The organism is Labilibaculum antarcticum (assembly GCF_002356295.1).
GTDB lineage: Bacteria > Bacteroidota > Bacteroidia > Bacteroidales > Marinifilaceae > Labilibaculum > Labilibaculum antarcticum.
This window is the reverse complement of the sequence record NZ_AP018042.1, coordinates 1,464,499-1,485,482: the sequence shown is the minus strand read 5'-3', so window position 1 is coordinate 1,485,482 and position 20,984 is coordinate 1,464,499. Positions and strand designations below refer to the sequence as shown.

At 35.2% G+C, this 20,984-nt stretch carries 15 protein-coding genes; 14 read left to right on the top strand and 1 reads right to left on the bottom strand.

The window, feature by feature from the left end:
- Window positions 1–112 precede the first annotated feature (112 nt).
- From ALGA_RS05510 to murI, 8 genes are all read left to right on the top strand, one after another.
- Entirely contained in the window at window positions 113–778 is a 666-nt protein-coding gene (locus ALGA_RS05510; protein ID WP_096433442.1) for a CBS domain-containing protein, read from the top strand.
- Window positions 779–975: 197 nt separating this feature from the next.
- Window positions 976–1,860, top strand: a complete 885-nt coding sequence (locus ALGA_RS05505; RefSeq protein ID WP_096428376.1) for an NAD kinase — start codon at window positions 976–978, stop codon at window positions 1,858–1,860.
- A 211-nt stretch (window positions 1,861–2,071) separates the two neighbouring features.
- Window positions 2,072–2,737: a type IX secretion system protein PorG gene (porG, locus tag ALGA_RS05500; protein ID WP_096428375.1), complete on the top strand. Its 666-nt coding sequence runs from the start codon at window positions 2,072–2,074 to the stop codon at window positions 2,735–2,737.
- A 3-nt stretch (window positions 2,738–2,740) separates the two neighbouring features.
- Window positions 2,741–3,487 carry an isoprenyl transferase gene (locus ALGA_RS05495; protein WP_096428374.1) on the top strand — a complete coding sequence of 249 codons (747 nt, stop codon included), beginning with the start codon at window positions 2,741–2,743 and terminating at the stop codon, window positions 3,485–3,487.
- Between the two features lie 24 nt (window positions 3,488–3,511).
- Window positions 3,512–6,037 (top strand): outer membrane protein assembly factor BamA, encoded by a 2,526-nt coding sequence (bamA, locus tag ALGA_RS05490; protein ID WP_096428373.1) that lies wholly within the window; start codon window positions 3,512–3,514, stop codon window positions 6,035–6,037.
- Window positions 6,038–6,113: 76 nt separating this feature from the next.
- Window positions 6,114–6,635 (top strand): OmpH family outer membrane protein, encoded by a 522-nt coding sequence (locus ALGA_RS05485; protein ID WP_096428372.1) that lies wholly within the window; start codon window positions 6,114–6,116, stop codon window positions 6,633–6,635.
- A 30-nt stretch (window positions 6,636–6,665) separates the two neighbouring features.
- Window positions 6,666–7,181, top strand: a complete 516-nt coding sequence (locus ALGA_RS05480; protein WP_096428371.1) for an OmpH family outer membrane protein — start codon at window positions 6,666–6,668, stop codon at window positions 7,179–7,181.
- A 64-nt stretch (window positions 7,182–7,245) separates the two neighbouring features.
- The gene (gene murI, locus ALGA_RS05475) at window positions 7,246–8,073 is read left to right on the top strand and encodes a glutamate racemase (RefSeq protein WP_096428370.1); all 828 of its coding nucleotides are present in this window, start codon (window positions 7,246–7,248) and stop codon (window positions 8,071–8,073) included.
- Window positions 8,074–8,152: 79 nt separating this feature from the next.
- Here the strand turns inward: murI and ALGA_RS05470 are convergent, their stop codons facing one another.
- A complete protein-coding gene (locus tag ALGA_RS05470; RefSeq protein WP_096428369.1) occupies window positions 8,153–8,689 on the bottom strand; it encodes a gamma carbonic anhydrase family protein in 537 nt (178 codons plus the stop codon).
- A gap of 446 nt (window positions 8,690–9,135) precedes the next feature.
- On the opposite strand from ALGA_RS05470, the gene ALGA_RS05465 reads away from it, so the two are divergent.
- From ALGA_RS05465 to ALGA_RS05440, 6 genes are all read left to right on the top strand, one after another.
- Window positions 9,136–12,303: a SusC/RagA family TonB-linked outer membrane protein gene (locus ALGA_RS05465; protein ID WP_096428368.1), complete on the top strand. Its 3,168-nt coding sequence runs from the start codon at window positions 9,136–9,138 to the stop codon at window positions 12,301–12,303.
- A gap of 18 nt (window positions 12,304–12,321) precedes the next feature.
- Window positions 12,322–13,914 (top strand): RagB/SusD family nutrient uptake outer membrane protein, encoded by a 1,593-nt coding sequence (locus ALGA_RS05460; protein ID WP_096428367.1) that lies wholly within the window; start codon window positions 12,322–12,324, stop codon window positions 13,912–13,914.
- Between the two features lie 827 nt (window positions 13,915–14,741).
- A complete protein-coding gene (locus ALGA_RS05455) occupies window positions 14,742–17,915 on the top strand; it encodes a SusC/RagA family TonB-linked outer membrane protein (protein WP_096428366.1) in 3,174 nt (1,057 codons plus the stop codon).
- A gap of 12 nt (window positions 17,916–17,927) precedes the next feature.
- A complete protein-coding gene (locus ALGA_RS05450) occupies window positions 17,928–19,499 on the top strand; it encodes a SusD/RagB family nutrient-binding outer membrane lipoprotein (protein WP_096428365.1) in 1,572 nt (523 codons plus the stop codon).
- Window positions 19,500–19,526: 27 nt separating this feature from the next.
- Window positions 19,527–20,225: a BT_2262 family domain-containing protein gene (locus tag ALGA_RS05445; RefSeq protein WP_096428364.1), complete on the top strand. Its 699-nt coding sequence runs from the start codon at window positions 19,527–19,529 to the stop codon at window positions 20,223–20,225.
- Between the two features lies 1 nt (window position 20,226).
- On the top strand, window positions 20,227–20,892 hold the full coding sequence (locus ALGA_RS05440) for a lipid-binding protein (RefSeq protein WP_096428363.1): 666 nt from the start codon (window positions 20,227–20,229) through the stop codon (window positions 20,890–20,892).
- Window positions 20,893–20,984: the final 92 nt, after the last annotated feature.

Here is a 20,984-nt window from a genome sequence, read left to right as displayed (position 1 = left end):
TTTGTATAACTTTATTGGTAGAATGATTGGTGAAATTAATTACAAACTTCCTGTCTGTAATTGTGTTCTCCTTAAGACAAAATTAAAAGTAATTCCTAGAAAACAGGTATGTATGATAGCAAAAGATTTAATTTCTGATGTTGTTCCAGTATTAAGGGAAACCGATACAGGAATTCAAGCTCTTAATTGGATGGAAATTTTTAGGGTTTCTCATTTGCCAATTGTGAAGGGGGATGAATTTCTTGGGCTAATTTCAGACAATGATATTTACGATTTAAATAAGGCAGAAGAGCCTATTGGGGACCAAAAATTGTCCTTGTTTAGTCCGTACGTAAACGAAAACTATCACATTTATGATGTAATAGAGATAATTTCGAGGTTAAAGTTGACTGTTATTCCTGTTTTGGCGGATGAAAAAACATATGTTGGTCTTATTACTTTAAATGATTTGATGCAATACATTGAAAAAATATTTTCGGTTCGCGAACCTGGTGGAGTTATTGTCTTAGAACTTAATTCAGTTGATTATTCTTTAAGCGAAATATCAAGAATTGTGGAGAGTAACGATGGGAAAATACTCAGTTTGTACGTGAGATCATCTGCGGATTCAAGAAAAATTGAATTGACAATTAAAATAAATAGAACCAATATCACGTCCATTATACAAACTTTTTTACGTTACGATTATACCATAAAAACCACCTATGTACGTGAAGATGATATGAAGGATTTTATGGAGGATCGTTACAATTCGTTCATGAGGTTTTTGAATATTTAAAAATATCATTTCAAGTTTTCTTTTCCTGTGTAAAATTCTTGCCACTAAACAGATTAATCTATATTTGTGCTAAACATTACTTGCTCATTGCACTTGTTCTTAAATGATGCAGGTTTAATCGATTTTTAATGTTTTAAGAAATGGAATATTTCTGAGCTATTCAGTTCTGAAATAAACAAAACGCAAATTTGTGAAGTATGAAAATTGCACTTTTTGGTAGATCATTTAATGAAAGTTTTACAGAGAGCTTTGTTTTAATGTTTGAGGTTTTTACCAAGCACAATATTGAGGTGGTAATTTACGAGCCTTTTTATGATTTTCTGATTAGGGAAATTAATTTTAAACCACCAGTTAATGGTTGTTTCCATAATCATGAAGATTTAAATAAAGAGGTGGATTTTTTCTTCTCTGTAGGTGGGGATGGGACCTTCTTGGATGCCGTAACCTTCGTTCGTGATTCGGGAATTCCTTTGGTTGGCATTAATAGTGGGCGTTTAGGTTTTATGGCTGATATCGCTCAGGAGGAAATACCTCAAGCTTTGGCCGATATTCTGGCAGGAGAATATAGTTTTGAGGAACGAAGCCTGCTGCAATTAGAAACATCTCGAAATGGCTTGTTTGAAGAATTTAATTATGCTTTAAACGAATTTACGGTTCATAAAACCGATTCGGCATCCATGATTACCATTCATACTTATTTAAACAATGAATATTTGAATTCATATTGGGCCGATGGTTTAATTATAGCCACACCAACCGGTTCCACTGCATATTCATTAAGTGTTGGGGGACCAATTTTAATTCCTAACACTCAAAATTTTGTTATATCACCAATCTCTCCTCACAACCTTACCGTTCGACCAATTGTTGTGCCAAATCATCATGAAATAACTCTTCGGGTAGAAGGGAGAAGTGATAGCTATTTGGCTTCTCTTGATTCTCGATCAACAACCTTTGAATCATCCATTGAGCTTAAAATTAAGCGGGCAGATTTCCAGATTAAGGTCTTGAAATTAAAAACTCATAATTTTTACGGAACCTTGAGAAACAAGCTGATGTGGGGCGTTGATAAACGTAATTAAGAGTTCGTTTTTTCTCGTTTTTGATTTTAACAAAATTTAACTGCGGGTTGGCGTTATTTTTTTTCATTGATATGGTTTTTTAAGATTATATGTTACTTTTGTAGCTTGCGAATAAATTCAGGGGGCTTGCACGCTCATTAAACCAACGGGTTTAGGAGTTTAAGCGTAGGTTTTTATTTGTTTGCAACATAAAAAACACAAACTTGATTTCATGTATAAACTGATATTAGGAATACTGTTTTTTGCGATTGGAAATTCAGCCTTTTCGCAGACCAAAGCAGAGTTAGGCTTCTTTGGTGGAGTCTCCTATTATTTGGGGGATATTAATCCACAAAAGCAGTTTTATTCAAATTCGGTTGCGTTGGGAGGAATTTACCGGTATAATTTCAATTCACGGTATGCCTTACGGGCTAGCATGTTGTTTTCAGGTTTGGAAGGAGAGGATAAGGATTTTAATAATTCCTATCAAAAAGCAAGAGGCGCATCATTCAAAACAGATTTAGTTGATCTATCCTTGCAGGTAGAATTTAATTTCCAATCTTTTTGGTCACCTAAAAAAGCGAAGAGTAAAAATCTTGTTCCTTATATCACAGGAGGAATTGGATATATTGCTCCAAGTAGTACAAGTTCTTCATTCACTATTCCGATGGGGGTTGGTGTAAAAACAAACTTAACAGGCAGGTGGACTGCTGCTTTGGAATGGAGTTTTAGAAAAACGTTTACCGATGATCTGGATCATCTCGATGACCCAAATAATCTTAATACGAGTACATTAATGCACAATAACGATTGGGCCTCATTTTTTGGAGTAATGATAAGTTATAAGTTATTTCCTGATAATGCAGAATGTCATTCATACGATCGATTTGTAAAATAAAATATGTCAATTAAAAATAAAATAATAAAAGAAAAGCTACCTACTCATCTTGCCATAATAATGGACGGGAATGGGCGTTGGGCAAAAATGCGGGGAGAACATCGCATTGTTGGTCATCAGCACGGAGTGGAGGCAGTCAGACAAACTGTTGAAGCTGCAGGAGAGCTTGGAATTTCTTATTTAACCCTTTATGCTTTTTCCACAGAAAACTGGAATAGACCTAAAGATGAGGTTCTCGGACTGATGTCTTTATTGGTTGAAGCGATAGAAAGTGAAACTCCTACTTTGATGAAGAACAATGTTCGCCTACAAGCAATAGGCGATCTGGATAGTTTACCATTAGAAGTAAGAGAGAAATTAGAAGGTACAATTTCTACAACATCTAATAATTCGGGCTTGACTTTGGTTTTGGCACTAAGCTATAGTTCCAGGTGGGAAATTGTAACTGCAGTTAAAAATATTGCAAGTCAGGTTCAAAACGGAGATATTTCTCTTGACGAAATTGATTCAGACTTGTTCTCTAGTCAGCTTACCACAAAAGGAATTCCCGATCCGGAACTTTTGATTAGGACGAGTGGAGAAAACAGAATTAGCAATTTTCTTTTATGGCAAATAGCGTACTCTGAGTTGTATTTTACTGAATTGTTCTGGCCTGATTTTAATAAAGAGGAGCTTTATAAGGCACTTCTTGATTATCAGAACCGAGAACGTCGATTTGGTAAGATAAGTGAACAAATAAACGATAAATAAGCATTAACCATTATAATTCAAGTAATGATTAAACCATTAATTTTCTTTTTAACTCTTTTCTTAAGTTTTAGTGCATTAGCACAAGAAACTGATACTATTTACAATCCAAAGGTTTACTATTCCGCTCCAAAGTCCTACGAGTTAGGTGGGGTTACCATTACAGGAGTAAAACATTTGGAAAATAATGTTCTGGTGCAGATTTCTGGTCTCCGCGTAGGTTCTACGATTGAAGTCCCTGGTGAAAAGGTTACTCAGGCAATCGACAAATTGTACAAACAAGGTCTCTTTTCGGATATTCAAATATCAGCCACTAAGGTGATGGATAAAAAGATTTATCTGAATATTCAACTTCAGGAGCGCCCTCGATTGTCTCTTGTAAATTACAATGGAACATCAAAGAGTGAAACTACGAAGCTAAAAGAACGGCTGAAGCTTATGAAAGGTACTCAGGTTACTGATTATCTAATCACAAACGCGACAACCATTGTTGAATCATATTTTAAGGAGAAAGGTTTTTACAATACGACTGTATCTATTATTCAAAGGGACGATATTTCTGAAGAAAATAGCGTGATTCTTGATGTAAATATTGATAGAAATAATAAAATCAAGATTAAGCATATACTTATTGAGGGAAACACGGCTTTTTCAGATAAAAAGGTGAAAAAGGCGATTAAGGATTCAAAAGAGAAAACGTTAATGAATTTCTTGAAATCTTCGAAATATATTGAAGAGAAATGGAATGATGATAAATTAGCTTTGATCGAGAAATACAATGAAAAAGGTTATCGCGATGCGGTTATTGTATCTGATAGTGTTGAGCCCGTTTCAGCAGATAGAGTAAATATTCACGTGAAGTTGAAGGAAGGGAAACAGTATTTTTTCAATAATATCGATTGGATTGGGAATACGGTCTATCCAGGTGCTTGGTTGCAACGGGTTTTGCAAATTAAAAAAGGGGATGTCTACAATCAAACCTTGCTTGACGAAAGATTAACCAGCGACGATGATGCCGTTAGTAACCAATATCTTGATAAAGGGTATTTATTCTTTAATGTTAACCCGGTAGAGACGGTGATTGGTATGGATTCGATTAATTTGGAAATGAGAATCGTTGAAGGTAAACAAGCAACAATAGATAGAGTAAATATTATAGGAAATACTAAGACTCATGAACATGTTGCTCGTCGAGAGCTATATACATACCCAGGGTCATTATTTAGTAAATCTGATATTATTCGAAGTGTTCGAGAACTTGCTCAGTTAGGTCATTTTGATCCAGAGGCTATTAGTCCTGATGTTAAGCCTCACCCTGAAAGTGGGACAGTAGATATTAATTATAGTTTAGAAGAAAAAGCCAATGATCAAATTGAGCTTTCTGGAGGATGGGGTGCAGGTATGATTATCGGTACTGTTGGTTTGAAATTCTCTAATTTCTCAATTAGGAATATGTTTAATAAAGAAGCTTGGAGTCCGCTTCCAACCGGAGATGGTCAAACCTTGAGTATTCGAGCTCAAACCAATGGTTCGTACTATAATTCTTACAGCATGTCATTCACTGAACCATGGCTGGGAGGTAAAAAACCAACATCCTTAAGTACATCAATTTATTATTCGCAGCAAACAGGTTATAGCCGCTCTTATAGTAATAGCTATAGCAATTATGGTGGAAGTGGGAGCAATTCAGATCAAAGTCAGAAAGTATTTGGAGCAAGTGTTGGTTTGGCTCGTCGTTTAAAGTGGCCTGATAATTACTTCTCTTTGTATAACGAGGTTAGTTATCAAAACTATAAATTGAAAGATTGGCAGTATTATTTAATTTCTGATGGAACATCTAACAACTTTAGTTTTACAACTACATTATCAAGAAGTTCTATAGATAATCCATTATATACCAGAAGAGGATCGTCATTTTCTCTAAGTGTTAAGATTACGCCTCCTTTCTCAATTTTTGATAATATTGATTACGGAAGTGATAATGTTAGTGATCAGGAAAGATATAAATGGATTGAATATCACAAATGGGTATTTAAGGGGAAGATGTACTCTTCGTTGTTGAATAGTACCGATAAGTTGGTTTTGTATACTGGAACTGAGTTTGGATATTTAGGCTTTTATAATGAAAATAAAAGATCACCTTTCGAAGGATTTGAAGTTGGTGGTGACGGTATGTCTGGATACAGCATGTATGGAAGTGATAATATTGGTTTAAGAGGATACGAAAATGGTTCTTTAACACCAGTAGATGAAAATGGCAGACGTTTGGGTGGAAATATTTATTCAAAATTTACAGCAGAGGTTCGTTACCCGTTATCACTAAGTCAATCGGCTACAATTTATGCTCTTGCATTTGCTGAAGCTGGTAACGCTTGGTATGATTTTGAAGATTTTCAACCATTCAATTTAAAGCGTTCTGCGGGTGTAGGACTTAGAATTTTCCTACCTATGTTTGGATTGCTTGGAATTGATTATGGATATGGCTTTGATGAAGCTAATCAGGCTGGGCAAAATGGGGGACAGTTCCATTTTGTAATTGGACAACAATTTTAACATATTTTAAGGTAGAGGTGTTGGGAGCTATTATAATTTAAGTTATTTTAGATCTTTATTACGAAATAATAATCGAATGAAGCGTTTAGTATTAATAATTGGATGTATATGTGTATTGATTGGGAATTTGTATTCTCAACAACGATATGGATTCGTTGATACAGAATATATTCTCAGTAAAATGCCGGATTATAAAAATGCTCAGGAACAACTTGATCAGATATCAAATAATTGGCAAATCGAAATTGAGAAAGTAGCTTCGGAAATAAAAGAATTGCAAACAAAGTTTAGGGCTGATGAGGTTTTTTTATCCTCAGAAATGAGAGAGAAACGTGAAAAAGAAATTTTCAACAAGGAAATTTCTGCACAAAAACTTCAGCAGAAATATTTCGGAATAAATGGAGATCTTTATAAAAAACGTCAGGAATTAATTAAACCAATTCAAGATGATATTTATGAGGCCATAAAAGAAATTGCAAAAGACGGGACTTATGGTATGATTATTGATCGTGCTAATGGACCAACAATAATATACAGCAATCAAAAGTTTGATTTAAGCGATAAAGTGCTGTATAAGTTAGGTATTAGAACTAATTAAAATTTAAAATAAAAACTAACTGAGTATATTATGAGACATTTTGTTAAAGTAACTTTATTAGCCATTATCCTATCCGCAGGTTCAAGTACATTTGCTCAAACCTTAAAATTTGGCCATATCGACTCAAATAAATTATTGTCGATTATGCCTGAGAAAGACGAGGCGCAAATCAAAATTAAGGCTATTGCTACTGAGTATGATGCTCAACTGAAATCGATGAACGTTGAATATCAATCACTTGTTGCCGCATATGTGGAGAAAAGAGAGGCTCTTTCAGAGGTGGATAGAGCTGACAAGGAAAAAGAAATTCAAGGTTTACAGAAGCGTATGCAGGAATATGATGGCTTTGCTCAGCAAGATATTCAAAACAAGCAAAATGAATTGTTGAAACCTATTTTCGATAAGGCTTCTACAGCAATTAAAGCAGTAGGTGCAGAAAATGGATTTATTTATGTTTTTGATATCAGTACCGGCGTAATTTTATTCAACTCAAATAATAGTGTTGATATTATGCCATTGGTAAAAGCAAAATTAGGAATTCAGTAATTAGTTTGCAAGATATTGTGAAAAGGTGGTATTTTTAATACCACCTTTTCTTATTTTTACTAGAATGATAAAAAATAGTCAGCCAATTGGTGTTTTTGATTCAGGATACGGTGGTTTAACCGTATTAAACGAGTTGCTTAAAGCGCTTCCTGAGTACGATTTTGTTTATTTAGGAGATAATGCCAGAAGTCCGTATGGTACACGATCCTATGATGTCGTATATGACTACACATTAGAGGCCGTAGAGCAGCTTTTCTCAATGGGTTGTGAGTTAGTAATACTTGCGTGTAATACTGCTTCTGCAAAAGCATTACGAACGATTCAACAATGCGATTTACCTAAAATTAATTCCAATAGAAGGGTGTTGGGAGTCATTCGGCCTAGTGTTGAAGAGGTTTCTAAAATCACCAAGACACATCATATCGGCATAATGGGAACCGTTGGTACAATTCGATCGAATTCGTATCCGCTGGAGATTGCTAAATTATTTCCTGATGTGGTGGTGTTACAGGAGGCCTGCCCAATGTGGGTTCCTTTGGTTGAAAATAACGAGATTGACACGAACGGTGGAAGATATTTTATTAAAAAGAACATCGATAGTTTATTGGCGAAAGACCCTCTTATTGACTCAATAATTTTAGGGTGTACACATTATCCTTTAATGCAAACCGAGATTAGGAAAATCCTACCAGATCACATTCAGTTGATTTCTCAGGGGGAGATTGTTGCACGAAGTTTAAAAGATTATCTTTTCCGACATCCAGAAATGGATGAGAGGTGCTCCAAAAACTCAAATTGTGAATTCTTTACGACTGAATTTGTAGATAGTTTTGAGGAGAAAGCGAGTCGTTTTCTGAATATAAGTTTAAAAGCTCAGCATATTAGCTATTAAATATTGCAGTCGATTTAGTATAAAAGCAGAGCCTTTCAATAAAATTAATTGAAAGGCTCTGTTCTTGATTGAGCTTAGCTTACTCATTCAAAGTTTGTTCATCTTCTTTGTACCAACTGGCATACATCGCATAGCTGTTGGCAATGCGATTAATTTCTCCTTCTAACAGTTCCGGACTCAATTCCTTTATTTTTTTTGCAGGAGCACCTGCATATACACTACCTGATTCCACATGTGTACCTTTCGTAACAACTGATCCTGCAGCAATAATAGCGTTGCTTTCAATAATAGCATCATCCAAAATAACCGCAGCCATACCAATAAGAACGTTGTCTTTTATCGTACAGCCATGAACCACCGCATTGTGGGCAATAGAAACGTTATTTCCGATGGTTGTTGGCGATTTTTTATAAGTCGCATGTATAGTCGCATTGTCTTGTACATTTACATTGTTCCCAAGACGGATAGAGTGAACATCTCCACGTAAAACAGCACTGTACCAAATACTGCAATCATTACCCATTTCAACATCACCAATTATTACTGCAGTCTCAGCTAAAAAGCAATTACCTCCAAATATCGGAGTTTTTCCATTTAAGTCTCTTATAAAAGCCATTCTTATTTAGTTTAATTATAAATACAAAGATAATTAAAAAAATATTTGAGTGATCTTTTAAAAATATGTTATAAAAAAAGTTATGCAAACGTTAACGTGAATGAAATTGAAAATGAGTATGTTAACTAGGAGAGCAATTGTAAGTAAATTTGCTATTTATCTTTTGAATTGCAATCTAGTTCGTGTTCTTTTATTTGAGTTTTAAAGGTTTTTGTGAAAAAATGTTTGAAAATTTAACTTTTTTTCACACTTTTATATACTATAAAGTAATTATGGTACTTAAAATCTATCATTTTTAACAGAATTTAACTGATAGGAAGAATATGATTTTTAGTCGAAACAATTCAAAAGCGTGCATTTTGTTGCTTTTATTTCTTTAATTTAAGAGATAAATGGATTTATATATAAATGTGTATTAATGTTACTTAACCACTAACTTAAAGTTTATGAAAAAAAGTTTATTTTCGATGTTAATCCTATTTGCTATAGGATTACAGAGCGTTCTAGCTCAGAGTCGAGAAGTTTCAGGGATGGTTACATCAGCCGATGATGGGCTGTCTATCCCTGGAGTTTCCGTAATTGTAAAAGGTACAACCTTAGGAACTACTACTGACTTAGAAGGTAATTACTCCTTAAATGTTCCTGCGGATGGGAAGGTTTTGGTTTTTTCTTTTGTTGGAATGACTATGCAGGAAAAAAAAATTACTTCTTCTACGATTAATGTTGTAATGGCATCCGAGTCCATTGGTATGGATGAAGTGATTGTAGTGGCTTATGGTACTTCTACAAAGGGTTCTTTTACTGGTTCTGCTGCAGTGGTCGGTGCTGAAACACTTGAGAAACGTCAGGTTTCTAATGTTTCGCAAGCCTTATCAGGTTCAGTAGCTGGTGTGCAAGTTCTTAGTAATAATGGACAGCCAGGTGCTGATGCAACTGTTCGCGTACGTGGGGTTGGTTCTATCAATGCGGGTACGAATCCTTTATATGTAGTAGATGGTATTCCTTTTGATGGTGATTTGAATACTATCAGTTCTACCGATATTGAATCGATGACTGTATTGAAAGATGCTGCTTCTACAGCACTTTATGGTGCTCGTGGAGCCAATGGTATTATCATGATTACAACTAAAAAAGCTAAGGCTGGTAAGACAAGAGTTAATTTTGACATGAAAGTCGGAGTAAACTCTCGTTCTGTTAAAAATTATGATGTGTTAACAAGTAAGGAAGAATACTTAGGGGATACATATTCAGCAATATACAATGCTGGTATCTATAATTTGGGTTATACTCCAGAAGATGCACATGCTTATGCAAATAGTAAGATTTTAACTAACACTGAAGGTGGTACTGGTTACCAAGTTTATACTTTTCCTGACGGTGAAGGATTGATGGGAACTGATGGTAAGCTTAATCCGAATGCAACTTTAGGTTATAGCGACGGCGATTATTATTATACACCAGACGATTGGGAAGATGAAATGTTCCAAAATAATACAAGACAAGATTACAATTTGTCTATTTCAGGTGGTAATGATAAAAGTACTTATTACCTATCTTTAGGTTATCTTGATGATAAAGGTGTTGTTTCTGGATCCGGTTTTGAGAGAATTTCTGGACGTTTTAAGGGAGATCACCAAGTTAAAGATTGGTTAAAAGTTGGAGCAAATGTAAATATTAATAATATTACAAGTGCTGATCCAGATGAGCAAACAGAGGTCTCTTCTAGTGGTAATGCTTTCTTTATCGCAAATTACATTGCACCAATATATCCAATGTATGTACGTGGACTTGACGAAAATATTCTTCTTAATAAAGGACGTAAGGTATATGACTATGGAGATGGTCAGAGTACAAACATGAACCGTTCATTTATGTCGATTGCTAATCCAGCAGGGGATTTAACGTATAACGATGAAAAGTATAGAAGTGATGTTATTAATTCTACATGGTACGCTGAAATTGCCCCAATAGATGGATTAACGGTGAATCTTCGTTATGGATTAAATGTTAACAATAAACGTAATGGTAGCCTAGGTAATGCTTACCAGGGACAAAGTGCTTCTTATGGGGGAACTGCTGGTCAGGAGCAAACAAGAACAGTTGGTTTTAATCAGCAATATGTAGCAAATTATCAGTTTGCTGCAGGTTTTGATGGTCAATTTGATATTACTGCAGGTTATGATGGTTATAAATACGAAACTGAAAACGTTTATGCTAATGGGCAAAATCTATATAACCCTGAATCGTATTATGTAGATAATGCTATTGATCAGATTCAAGGTGGTGGTTCAAAAGACACTTACTCAACTGAAGGTATGTTTACTCGTATCAACTATTCTCTTAAAGATACCTATTTCTTTAATGTAGCTTATCGTCGTGATGCATCATCACGTTTTAGTCCAGACAATCGTTGGGGAGATTTTTGGTCAACTAGTGCCGCATGGATTCTTAGTAATGAGTCATTCATGGAATCGACTTCTTGGGTTAATATGTTGAAATTAAAAGCTTCTTTTGGTGAGCAAGGTAATGATGATATAGGTAATTACTATGCTTATCTTGACCAGTATACGGTTTCTGGAGCAGATGGTGTTTTCTCTGATGGTACTTTATCTTATAAAGGAAATCCAGATATTTCTTGGGAAACTTCGGTATCATATAATGTAGGTGTTGACTTTGCATTGTTAGATAATAAATTAATGGGTACATTAGAGTATTTCGGACGTAAGTCTTCAGATATGTTATACTACAAGCCAGTTGCTGCTAGTTTAGGATATACTTCTCTTCCAATGAATATTGGGTCAATGACCAATTCTGGTGTAGAGGTTGATTTATCGTATACTATCCTAAAAAGCGACAATTTTGATTGGACATTTACTGGTAATGCTACATTCATTAAGAATGAAATTAATGAGTTGGCTGCTGAATTGGAAGGCGAATTAATTGATGGCACTAGAATATATTCTGAAGGTGAATCGATGTATCGTATGTACTTAGTTGACTATGCTGGTGTAGATGCTGCTACTGGAATGGCTTTATATTGGGCTGAAGATGAAGCAGGCGAACGTTATAAAACAGAAGAGTATTCTATTGCTTCAGAATACAAAGTAGCGACTGATAACCTAATGCCAGTTGTTTATGGTGGTTTTGGTACTTCTTTTAAAGCTTATGGTTTTGATGCATCAGTGCAGTGTGCTTATCAATTGGGTGGTAAAATTTATGACTCAGGATACCAGCGTTTAATGCATGGTGGTAATGCAAGTAATGCAGGACGAAACTATCATACAGATATTAGGAACGCTTGGACTCCAGATAATACTGATACTAATGTTCCTCGTTTGGATGCTAATGATAAGTATGCTAATTCGACTTCAACACGTTTTATAACAAGTTCAGATTATTTAAGTCTTAATAATGTGACAATTGGTTATTCTTTCTCTGATGAATTTGTTCAGAGATTACACATTGAAAAACTTCGTATTTATTTCGCAGCAGATAATGTGGCATTGTGGACAAAAAGAAAAGGTTTAGATCCTCGTCAAAGTTATACATCAGCTACAACTGCTCGTTATACACCAATACGAACAATTTCTGCTGGTATTAATTTGTCGTTTTAATAATTTTAAATGATTGATATGAAAAATAAATATATATATGCTTTGTTAGTACCCGTTTTACTAACATTCTTTGGGTGTGAAGATCTAGATACAGCGCCTTTAGGAGAAGATATTACAACAGAGCAAAAAGCAGAAGTTGTAGAAAACGATCCTTCAAAAGCTGCAGCTGGGGTTAATGGTATTTTTGCTCAGTTTTCTCAATATGCACCTAATGAAGATGCTCTAGGTCGAGTTAATCATTTTGATATTGGCTATGGATCTGTAATGATGTTCTCTGATGCTAATGGTTGTGACGTAGTACAAGAGGATAATGGTTATAACTGGATGTCAGGTTCTCTTGAGTATTCAGATCGTGATTATACATCAAGAGAGACACAGATTATTTGGAATGATATGTACGCGATTATTAGTAATTCTAATAATGTAATTGGTTCTATTGATCCAGCAACAGAAGAGCCTGTGACTCAGTTTTATCTAGGTCAAGGTTTGGCAGCACGAGCTTTTAGCTATTGGGTTTTGGCTCAATTGTATCAGTTCAATTATGTTGGTCATGAATCAGCTCTATGTGTTCCAATAATTACTGCTGAAAACGCAATTGAAACGTCTTTGGCTGGTGGTGCACCACGTGCTACAGTTGAAGAGGTTTATACTTTAATGTTAAGTGATCTTAACACTGCTATTACATTATTAAAATCAGCAGAAGAAGGTGGTTCTGTGCGTTCAGATAAACGTTACGTTAGTTTGGCTGTTGCTTATGGACTTCGTGCACGTGTAAATCTAACGATGCATAAGTACGCTGAAGCTGCAGCAGATGCAACTAGTGCAATTGCTGCCAGTGACGCTACGCCAGCGAGTATCGATGAAGTAAGTGATCCTTATTTTTCGAATATCGAAGACTCTAACTGGATGTGGGGCGTTTTTGTTGCTGAAACGGATGATGTGGTTGCCTCTGGTATTATCAACTGGATTTCTCATATGGGTTCTTTTAATTATGGGTACTGTTGGTATAGTGGTGGTAGACAAATTAATAAGGCGCTTTATAATAGTATCTCAAGTACTGATATTCGTAAAGGATGGTGGACTGATGAAAATTCATATTCAGCTAATTTAACTGATATAGAAAATGCATTCATGGTGGATTATCAATACAGACCTTACACTCAAGTGAAATTTGCACCTTATAAGGGTGAGATTGAAACTTCTACAAATGCAAATGATATTCCTTTAATGAGAATTGAAGAAATGTATTTGATTAAAGCAGAGGCTGAAGCTATGAGTGGTGCTGATGGTATAAGTACACTTGTGGACTTTGTTACTACTTATCGTGATGCTTCTTATTCATTTGCAGGTGATGTTCAGGAAGAAGTGTTCCGTCAACGTAGAATTGAATTATGGGGTGAAGGTATGAACTGGTTCGATATTATGCGTTTAAACAAAGGTATTGACCGTCGTGGAGGAGGATATCCAAATGCTACCATGATATTCAACATTCCAGCAGGAAGTGACATTTTATTGTGGAGAGTACCTGAAGCTGAGATTCAGGCTAACCCTGTAATAAGTAATGGTGATAATAACCCTGCAGCAGTAGCACCATCCCCAGTTTCTGAATAAATTTATTATTGATTCAGGTTTTATTTTAAATTATATGAAAATTAGTATCGTTAGAATATTTGAATTACCTGCGTTTTATAAGTAATTCGAAACCTGTATTTTATAGTAAGGCCCTGAAGTTAACTTCAGGGCCTTTTTTTGGTGTGCCGTGTATGGCGAATAACTTTAAGATAAAATTCTGTTTGGGGTGTTTGTAGTTTCCAAACATTGGTCAAGAGAAAAGATATGTTTAGTGAGGTTAAATATGACGGACGTTGGCAGTAAATTTTCGGTTCGGAGTAAACGAATATCATATGGTAAATATAGTCATGAACATCAGCACGCAAGACAGCTCTGTGCCAATTACTGAAGATTTTCCATCTAAATACAAAAGTAAAAGTCATTCTTATTTAGTTTGATTTTAAATAAAAGAAGAATTAAAATAATATTCGAGTTATCTTTTCTAAATATGTTTGAAAAAAGTAACGCAAACGTTAACGTGAATAAAATTGAAAATGAGAATGATAGCCTTGTGTTAATTTGAAAGTAAATAGTGTTTCATACTAGTAATTTGTTAGTTCCAAAGTCCACTTTAACTTAAATTTAAAAGGTTTACGATAAAAAAGGTTTGAAAATTTAAGTTTTTTTCACACTTTTGAGTCCGCAGATATAAATAGGGGTATTTTGAAATCTGCGATTTAAGAGGTTGTATTTAGTGATTCAACTAAAATCTCTTCTTGAAGACCATTCTAAAGGGTGCATTTTATTGCTTTCATCTCATTTTAATGGGGTGAATGAATTTATATATAAATGTGTATTAATGTTAATTAACCACTAACTAAAGGTTTATGAAAAAAAGTTTAGTTTCGATGTTAATTCTATGTATTATAGGATTACAGAGCGTTTTAGCTCAGAGTCGAGAAGTTTCAGGGGTGGTTACTTCAGCCGATGATGGGCTGTCTATCCCAGGAGTTTCCGTAATTGTTAAAGGTACAACCATCGGTACCACTACAGATTTCGATGGTAACTTCTCCTTAAATGTTCCTGAAGACGGAAAGATCTTGGTCTTTTCTTTTGTTGGAATGAAAATGCAGGAGCATGAAATTACTTCTTCTACTATTAATGTTGTAATGGAATCCGAGTCTATTGGTATGGACGAGGTTATTGTAACTGCAATGGGTGTAACTCGTGAAAAGAAAGCATTAGGATATGCTGCAACTTCTATAGGGGGAGATGAGATTGGAAAATCTCAGGTAGTTAATCCAATGAATGCTTTACAAGGTAAAGTTGCTGGTGTTGACATTTCAACAGCTCCAGGACCAGGTGCTACTCAGAATGTAATGATTCGTGGTGCTTCCTCTTTTGGAAATAGCCAGCCTCTTTATATTGTTGACGGAGTACCTATTACCAATGTACAAAACCAATCTGGTAATGCTCTAAATTCACAAGTTGATTTTGGTTCTGGTATCAATGCAATTAATCCTGATGATATTGCAGATATGACAGTATTAAAAGGTGCTGCGGCAACTGCATTATATGGTTCTCGTGCTGCGAATGGTGTTATCATGATTACTACTAAGTCAGGTAAAAATACTGATGGAAAGATGCGCGTTTCTTATAGTGGTTCAACTACTTTCTCTAGAGTTGGTCGTCTTCCTGATGTTCAGAAGCAATTCGGTCAAGGATGGAGCGGTGAAAGAGCTTTGGATGAGAATGGCAACTGGGGTCCTGCTTACGATGGGAAAGATAGAGTATGGGGAAATATTGTTGACAATAGCCAGCAAGTTAAGCCTTATGTATTCTTAGAAGATAGAGTGCGTGATTTTTATGAAGTTGGTAAGAATCTTAAAAACTCAGTTTCTTTGAGTGGTGGTAATGAAACTACAACCTTCCTATTGTCTTTGTCTCAAAACTCGGTTGATGGTGTAATGCCAACTGATAGTGATTCTTACGATAGATATACAATCGCAACTAAAGGATCTCATAAAGCTGGAAAATTAACCATAAGCGCTAATGTGAATTTCAGTACAGAGAAAACAAAAGCAGTTGCTTCTGGTCAAGGTACTTCTGTATTTAGATCTCTTTACGAAAGTCCCAATGATGTCTCTATCGTTGATCAGAAGGATTATAATAATAAATTCAATAATCTGGATAATTATCTTACTCCTTATGGTGTAAATCCTTACTATGTATTGAATGAGAATGCTGCCGAGCAAAATAAGAAAAAACTTTTCGGTAAATTTCAATTAGACTATGACTTTACTGATGATTTGAGATTGAGTTATCGTTTTGGTGGTGATTATGAAGTTGCTTTAGGCGAAACACACACTGCGATTATTGGTTTTACTCCAGGTTCTCCTAACGATGGATCAAGTGTTGCTAATCCGGGTAACTTTACTGAATCAAGAACTGAAAGAATTCAGATCAATCACGATGTGATGATGACCTATAAGAAAAACCTGAATGAGGATTTTACATTAAATGCTATTGCAGGTATGAATGTTAACGAAAGAAGCATGACTTACTTAGATGGAAGTATTAATTCTATCGATATTCCTGATTTTTATAATTTAGCGAATAGTTTCTCTCCTTCTGTTTCTACTCATGAAAGTTCAAAACGTCGTTTAATTGGTGTTTATGCTAATGTTGACTTTAGCTACAGAAACTATGCTTACTTGACATTAACTGCACGTAATGACTGGTCATCGACTTTACCACTTGAGCAAAATGACTATTTTTACCCAGGTATTACAGGAAGTTTCCTAATTACTGATTTCTTAAAGTACAATGATATCGATACTGGTATCTTAAACTTTGCGAAAGTTAGAGCTGCTTACGGTATGACTGGTAATGACGCTGAGGCTTATGCAGTTTATGATCGTTACGTATCAGCTTTTTCAAATAATCCAGGTTATCCAAATATTGATGATTTGACCTTCCCTATTGGTGGCGTTAATTCATATTCTGCTTCGAACCGTTTAGGAAATCCTGATTTGAAGAATGAGTTAACTAAAGAATTTGAACTTGGTTTCGAGGCTCAATTTTTCAATAGCCGTTTAGGTTTCGATGTGTCTTACTATAATCGTTTAACTGAAGGATTGATAGCTAATCTTCCTAAAGATCCATCATCGGGTTATACTACTCAGGTAGCCAATTTAGGTGATGTTCGTAATGAAGGACTTGAAATAGCTGTTAATTTCACTCCTGTTAGGACTGCGAATTTTTCATGGGATGTAGCATATAATGTTTCATTAAATGAAAATACAATTGAGTCTTTAGACGTTGAGGAGGTATATCTTGATGGTTTTGGTGGTGCATCGATTGTTGCTGTAGAAGGAAAATCTATGGGACAGTTTAAAATTGCCTCGGTTAAAAAGGTTGATATTGATGGAGTAATGCATACTGTCGTTGATGGTAGTGGTAATCCACAACCAACCACTGAAACTGAATTCATCGGAAAAGATGTTGATGCTGATTTCAGAATGGGGTTAACCAACACCTTTACTTATAAAGGATTTAGCTTAGGCACAACTCTGGATCTTAGTTATGGTGGATATATGTATTCATATACTAAGGATTATTTACATTGGACAGGTTCTTCTCCTGAATCTGTATTGAATGATAGAAAAACTTTCTTGGTTCCTAATTCTGTTGTTTCTGACGGACAAGGAGGCTGGGTTGAAAATACAACGGCTGTAGATCCTACTGGCTTGCATAAATTTTATGGTGATGGCGGTGGATTCGATGGTGATGAAGATGCTATTATCGACCGTTCTTACTTGAAACTAAGAAATGTAAATTTATCTTATGCGTTACCTAAAAGTTTCTGCAGTAAATTACATGTTAGTTCTTTGAGCTTATCATTAAGCGCTAGCAATATTCTATTGTGGACCCCAAATGAAAATGCTTATATCGATCCTGAAACAACTACTTTTGGTAATGATATAGGTGCTAAATTCGGTGAGTATGGTGCAGGTCCAAGTAACGAATTTTATACTTTTGGTTTAAATTTCACTTTGTAATAAAAAAAAAATATGAAATATAAAATTATAGCATTTTCACTTGCCTGTTTGTCTGTATTTGGCTGGGGCTGTGATAATTATTTAGATATAAATGAGGATCCAAACGTATTACGAGATATTCCGGAAGCAAAGGTAGTTTTGCCTGCTGCTGAATTAAATTTGGCTAATCAAATGATGGGTTGGGATTTTGGTTTTGGAGCCGGTTTTTGGTCTGAATACTGGACTCAAGCTTATGATGCATCTCAATTCAAATTTTTATGCGAATATGAGCCAACTGATTTTGGTACAGCATATAATGATTTAACTGCTGGTGTTCTTTTAGATTGTAAAAGAATGAAAACTGTTGCAACGGAAAATAATAATACGGGTGTATATTATGCTGCCGAAGCTCTGTCAATATTCACATGGCAAATTACGACCGATGTGTGGGGAGATATTCCTTATTTTGAAGCTCTAAAAGGAGATGAAGGAATTGTATCACCAAAATTTGACGAAGGGAGTGCTATTTATGCAGATTTACTTGCAAGAGTTGATGCATTGCTAGCTGTGGATATTTCTGAAGCTTCTTTGCCTGCGTCTTATGATTTTTATTTTGGTGGTGATTTAGATCAGTGGAAACTTTTTGCAAACTCGCTTAAGTTGAAATTGATGATTCGTCTTTCTGAAACTTCAACTTATAATAATGCTGCTCTTGTTTCTTTTATCGAATCAGCTGAGTTTATTAAGAACAATGCTGGAATCAGCGGTTCTACATGGTCTGATAAAGTAGAAGGTAAACGTCACCCTATGAGAGAGTTTGAAGAAGGTGAAGCTGGTTATTTAAGTGGGAACGTGATTGCCTCTAAAAACTTTTTGGATTATCTTGAAATGAATACTGATCCTCGTCTTGATGTTCTTTTCGAAATGACTGGTGGTTATCATCTGGGTGCCTTTTTTGGTGATTTTGCCTCTAAAGAAGATTCTGATGGGAATGGTGATCTTGATGAAGATGAAGATTACAGTCAAGCTGTATTCTCTCAAAATCAAAGTCTTGTAATCATGTCTGTCTGGGAAGTTAATTTCTATATCGCTGAAGTTTATGCTCGTGCTGGTAACAATGCTAAGGCTAAAGAGTATTATGATCTTGGGGTTCAGGCTTCTATGAAAATGCACATTAATGATATAGATGTAGATTTAGATAAGGATTTAGCTTTGGCTTTAGCTGCTACTTTAACTGATGATATCATTACGACAGGTTATGCAACTTGGGTTGATGGTACAATAGAAGAAGGAATTAAGCAAATTGCAATGCAGAAATGGGTTGCGAATGCGAACTATCAGCATATTGAGTCATTTTTAGAGAGAAACAGAACCAAGTATCCAGCTGTTAACACGATCGATATTCGTAAAGACCGTGCTGATGCTTATGCTAATTTTCCTCTGGGAGATTTAACTATTGCCATTGAAGGTAGAGGTAGAACAAATGCAAAATTGCCTGCTTCTCCTATTTATCCTGATGCCATAATGACTCGTAATGAAAATGCTCCTGCACAAAAGGAGGATCTTTTAGAGAAAGTTTGGTGGAATCTGAAATCTGGATTGTAATTTAAATTTTAAGTAAAATAAAATAACATGAGGAAAAATATAATGTTATGGGCTATAATTTCGTCTCTATGCTTTTTTACAGCTTGTGATGAAGTTGATACTGAGGGTATCTCGGTAGAGTATAGTTTTGATTTGACAGATGGAGCGGATTTAATAGTTCAGTTAGGTGATGCTTATACTGATCCTGGATATAAGGCAACTTATGATGGAGCTAACGTAACTGATAAAGTTGTAGTAGAAGGAATTGTTGATCCTAATATAGTGGGATTTTATAAAGTTAAGTACACTTATACACCTCCGAATGGAGCAGGTATTCCGCGTGAGCGCCAAGTTATTGTTTCTGATAAGTCGATAACGACTGATATTTCTGGAAAATATACAACTCAGGATGGTACTCATAGAATCCGTGACGGTGCTCGAACAGATTATAGTGGAATTGAAGTTGAAATTGAACAAATTGCACCTGGGTTTTTTAGTGTTTCCAATTTAATTGGGGGATATTATTCTGACTATGTTGGTTATGGTGCTAGATATGCTGCGGCTGGTTATGTTCAGTTAAAAGCGGATAATTCAATATCTGTACTTTCTAGTTCGGTTTTAGGATGGGGTGACTCATTAGATTTTTTGAATAATGCTGCATATACTCCTGCTGATAATACGATTTATTGGGAAGCTGGATATGCTGGTATGGTTTTTTATGTAAATATTAAAATTAAGGAGGAATAATATGAAGACATTATTATATATACTCGCAGTGGGTTTTATTGGATTGACTGCTTGCGATGATACAGAGCTTGAAGATTGGGATAGTGCAGTGCTAGATTATTCCGGGACTTACCTTTATCAAGTCTCAGATCTTGATGGCAATCTTCTTGTTGATTATGACAATGAGGATAAATTGGAATTTTACAATACATCCGCTGATGTTGCCAATGAACTTTGGATTGACGATCATGATAAAGTTTTCGAATTGAGAAGTAAATTCTTTTTTGATGGTGATGCAAGTAGTTTTGCATCTAAATCTATTGCTTTTGCTGATTTAACGAATAATGAAAAAGCAATTGTAGTTCCAGAGGATAAACCTCTTAAATTGGATACTATAACAGTTGTGGCACGTGATTATATTAGAGCTGCAATTGTTGAGGGAAAGATTGTCAAAAATGGAGCCACTACAATTGGTGAGAATATTACTGACAGTTTGTATGTTAGTATTGTATTGTATAGTGGAACCGTTTCTTTTAAAAGTGAAGCAGTTCCTGTAGAGTACAGATCTAATCCTGACAAAGAGGAATTTCAATGGGTTCTTGATGATGTAGTTTATGATGCTACAAAGGACGATTCTTATCTTATTTCAGGTCACCGTTATACAGGTTTCACTGAAGATGATTATTAGTAAATAATCACATTCTAAATATAGTAAAGGTGTCTCATTAATTTGAGACACCTTTTTTTTGACTTAAATTAGTCCCTGCTGCGATGTCTTTT

Coding starts and splice junctions, on each gene's coding strand:
- ALGA_RS05510 (WP_096433442.1), top strand. CDS start 113: ATGATAGCAAAAGATTTAATTTCTGATGTTGTTCCAGTATTAAGGGAA.
- ALGA_RS05505 (WP_096428376.1), top strand. CDS start 976: ATGAAAATTGCACTTTTTGGTAGATCATTTAATGAAAGTTTTACAGAG.
- porG (WP_096428375.1), top strand. CDS start 2,072: ATGTATAAACTGATATTAGGAATACTGTTTTTTGCGATTGGAAATTCA.
- ALGA_RS05495 (WP_096428374.1), top strand. CDS start 2,741: ATGTCAATTAAAAATAAAATAATAAAAGAAAAGCTACCTACTCATCTT.
- bamA (WP_096428373.1), top strand. CDS start 3,512: ATGATTAAACCATTAATTTTCTTTTTAACTCTTTTCTTAAGTTTTAGT.
- ALGA_RS05485 (WP_096428372.1), top strand. CDS start 6,114: ATGAAGCGTTTAGTATTAATAATTGGATGTATATGTGTATTGATTGGG.
- ALGA_RS05480 (WP_096428371.1), top strand. CDS start 6,666: ATGAGACATTTTGTTAAAGTAACTTTATTAGCCATTATCCTATCCGCA.
- murI (WP_096428370.1), top strand. CDS start 7,246: ATGATAAAAAATAGTCAGCCAATTGGTGTTTTTGATTCAGGATACGGT.
- ALGA_RS05470 (WP_096428369.1), bottom strand. CDS start 8,689: ATGGCTTTTATAAGAGACTTAAATGGAAAAACTCCGATATTTGGAGGT.
- ALGA_RS05465 (WP_096428368.1), top strand. CDS start 9,136: ATGAAAAAAAGTTTATTTTCGATGTTAATCCTATTTGCTATAGGATTA.
- ALGA_RS05460 (WP_096428367.1), top strand. CDS start 12,322: ATGAAAAATAAATATATATATGCTTTGTTAGTACCCGTTTTACTAACA.
- ALGA_RS05455 (WP_096428366.1), top strand. CDS start 14,742: ATGAAAAAAAGTTTAGTTTCGATGTTAATTCTATGTATTATAGGATTA.
- ALGA_RS05450 (WP_096428365.1), top strand. CDS start 17,928: ATGAAATATAAAATTATAGCATTTTCACTTGCCTGTTTGTCTGTATTT.
- ALGA_RS05445 (WP_096428364.1), top strand. CDS start 19,527: ATGAGGAAAAATATAATGTTATGGGCTATAATTTCGTCTCTATGCTTT.
- ALGA_RS05440 (WP_096428363.1), top strand. CDS start 20,227: ATGAAGACATTATTATATATACTCGCAGTGGGTTTTATTGGATTGACT.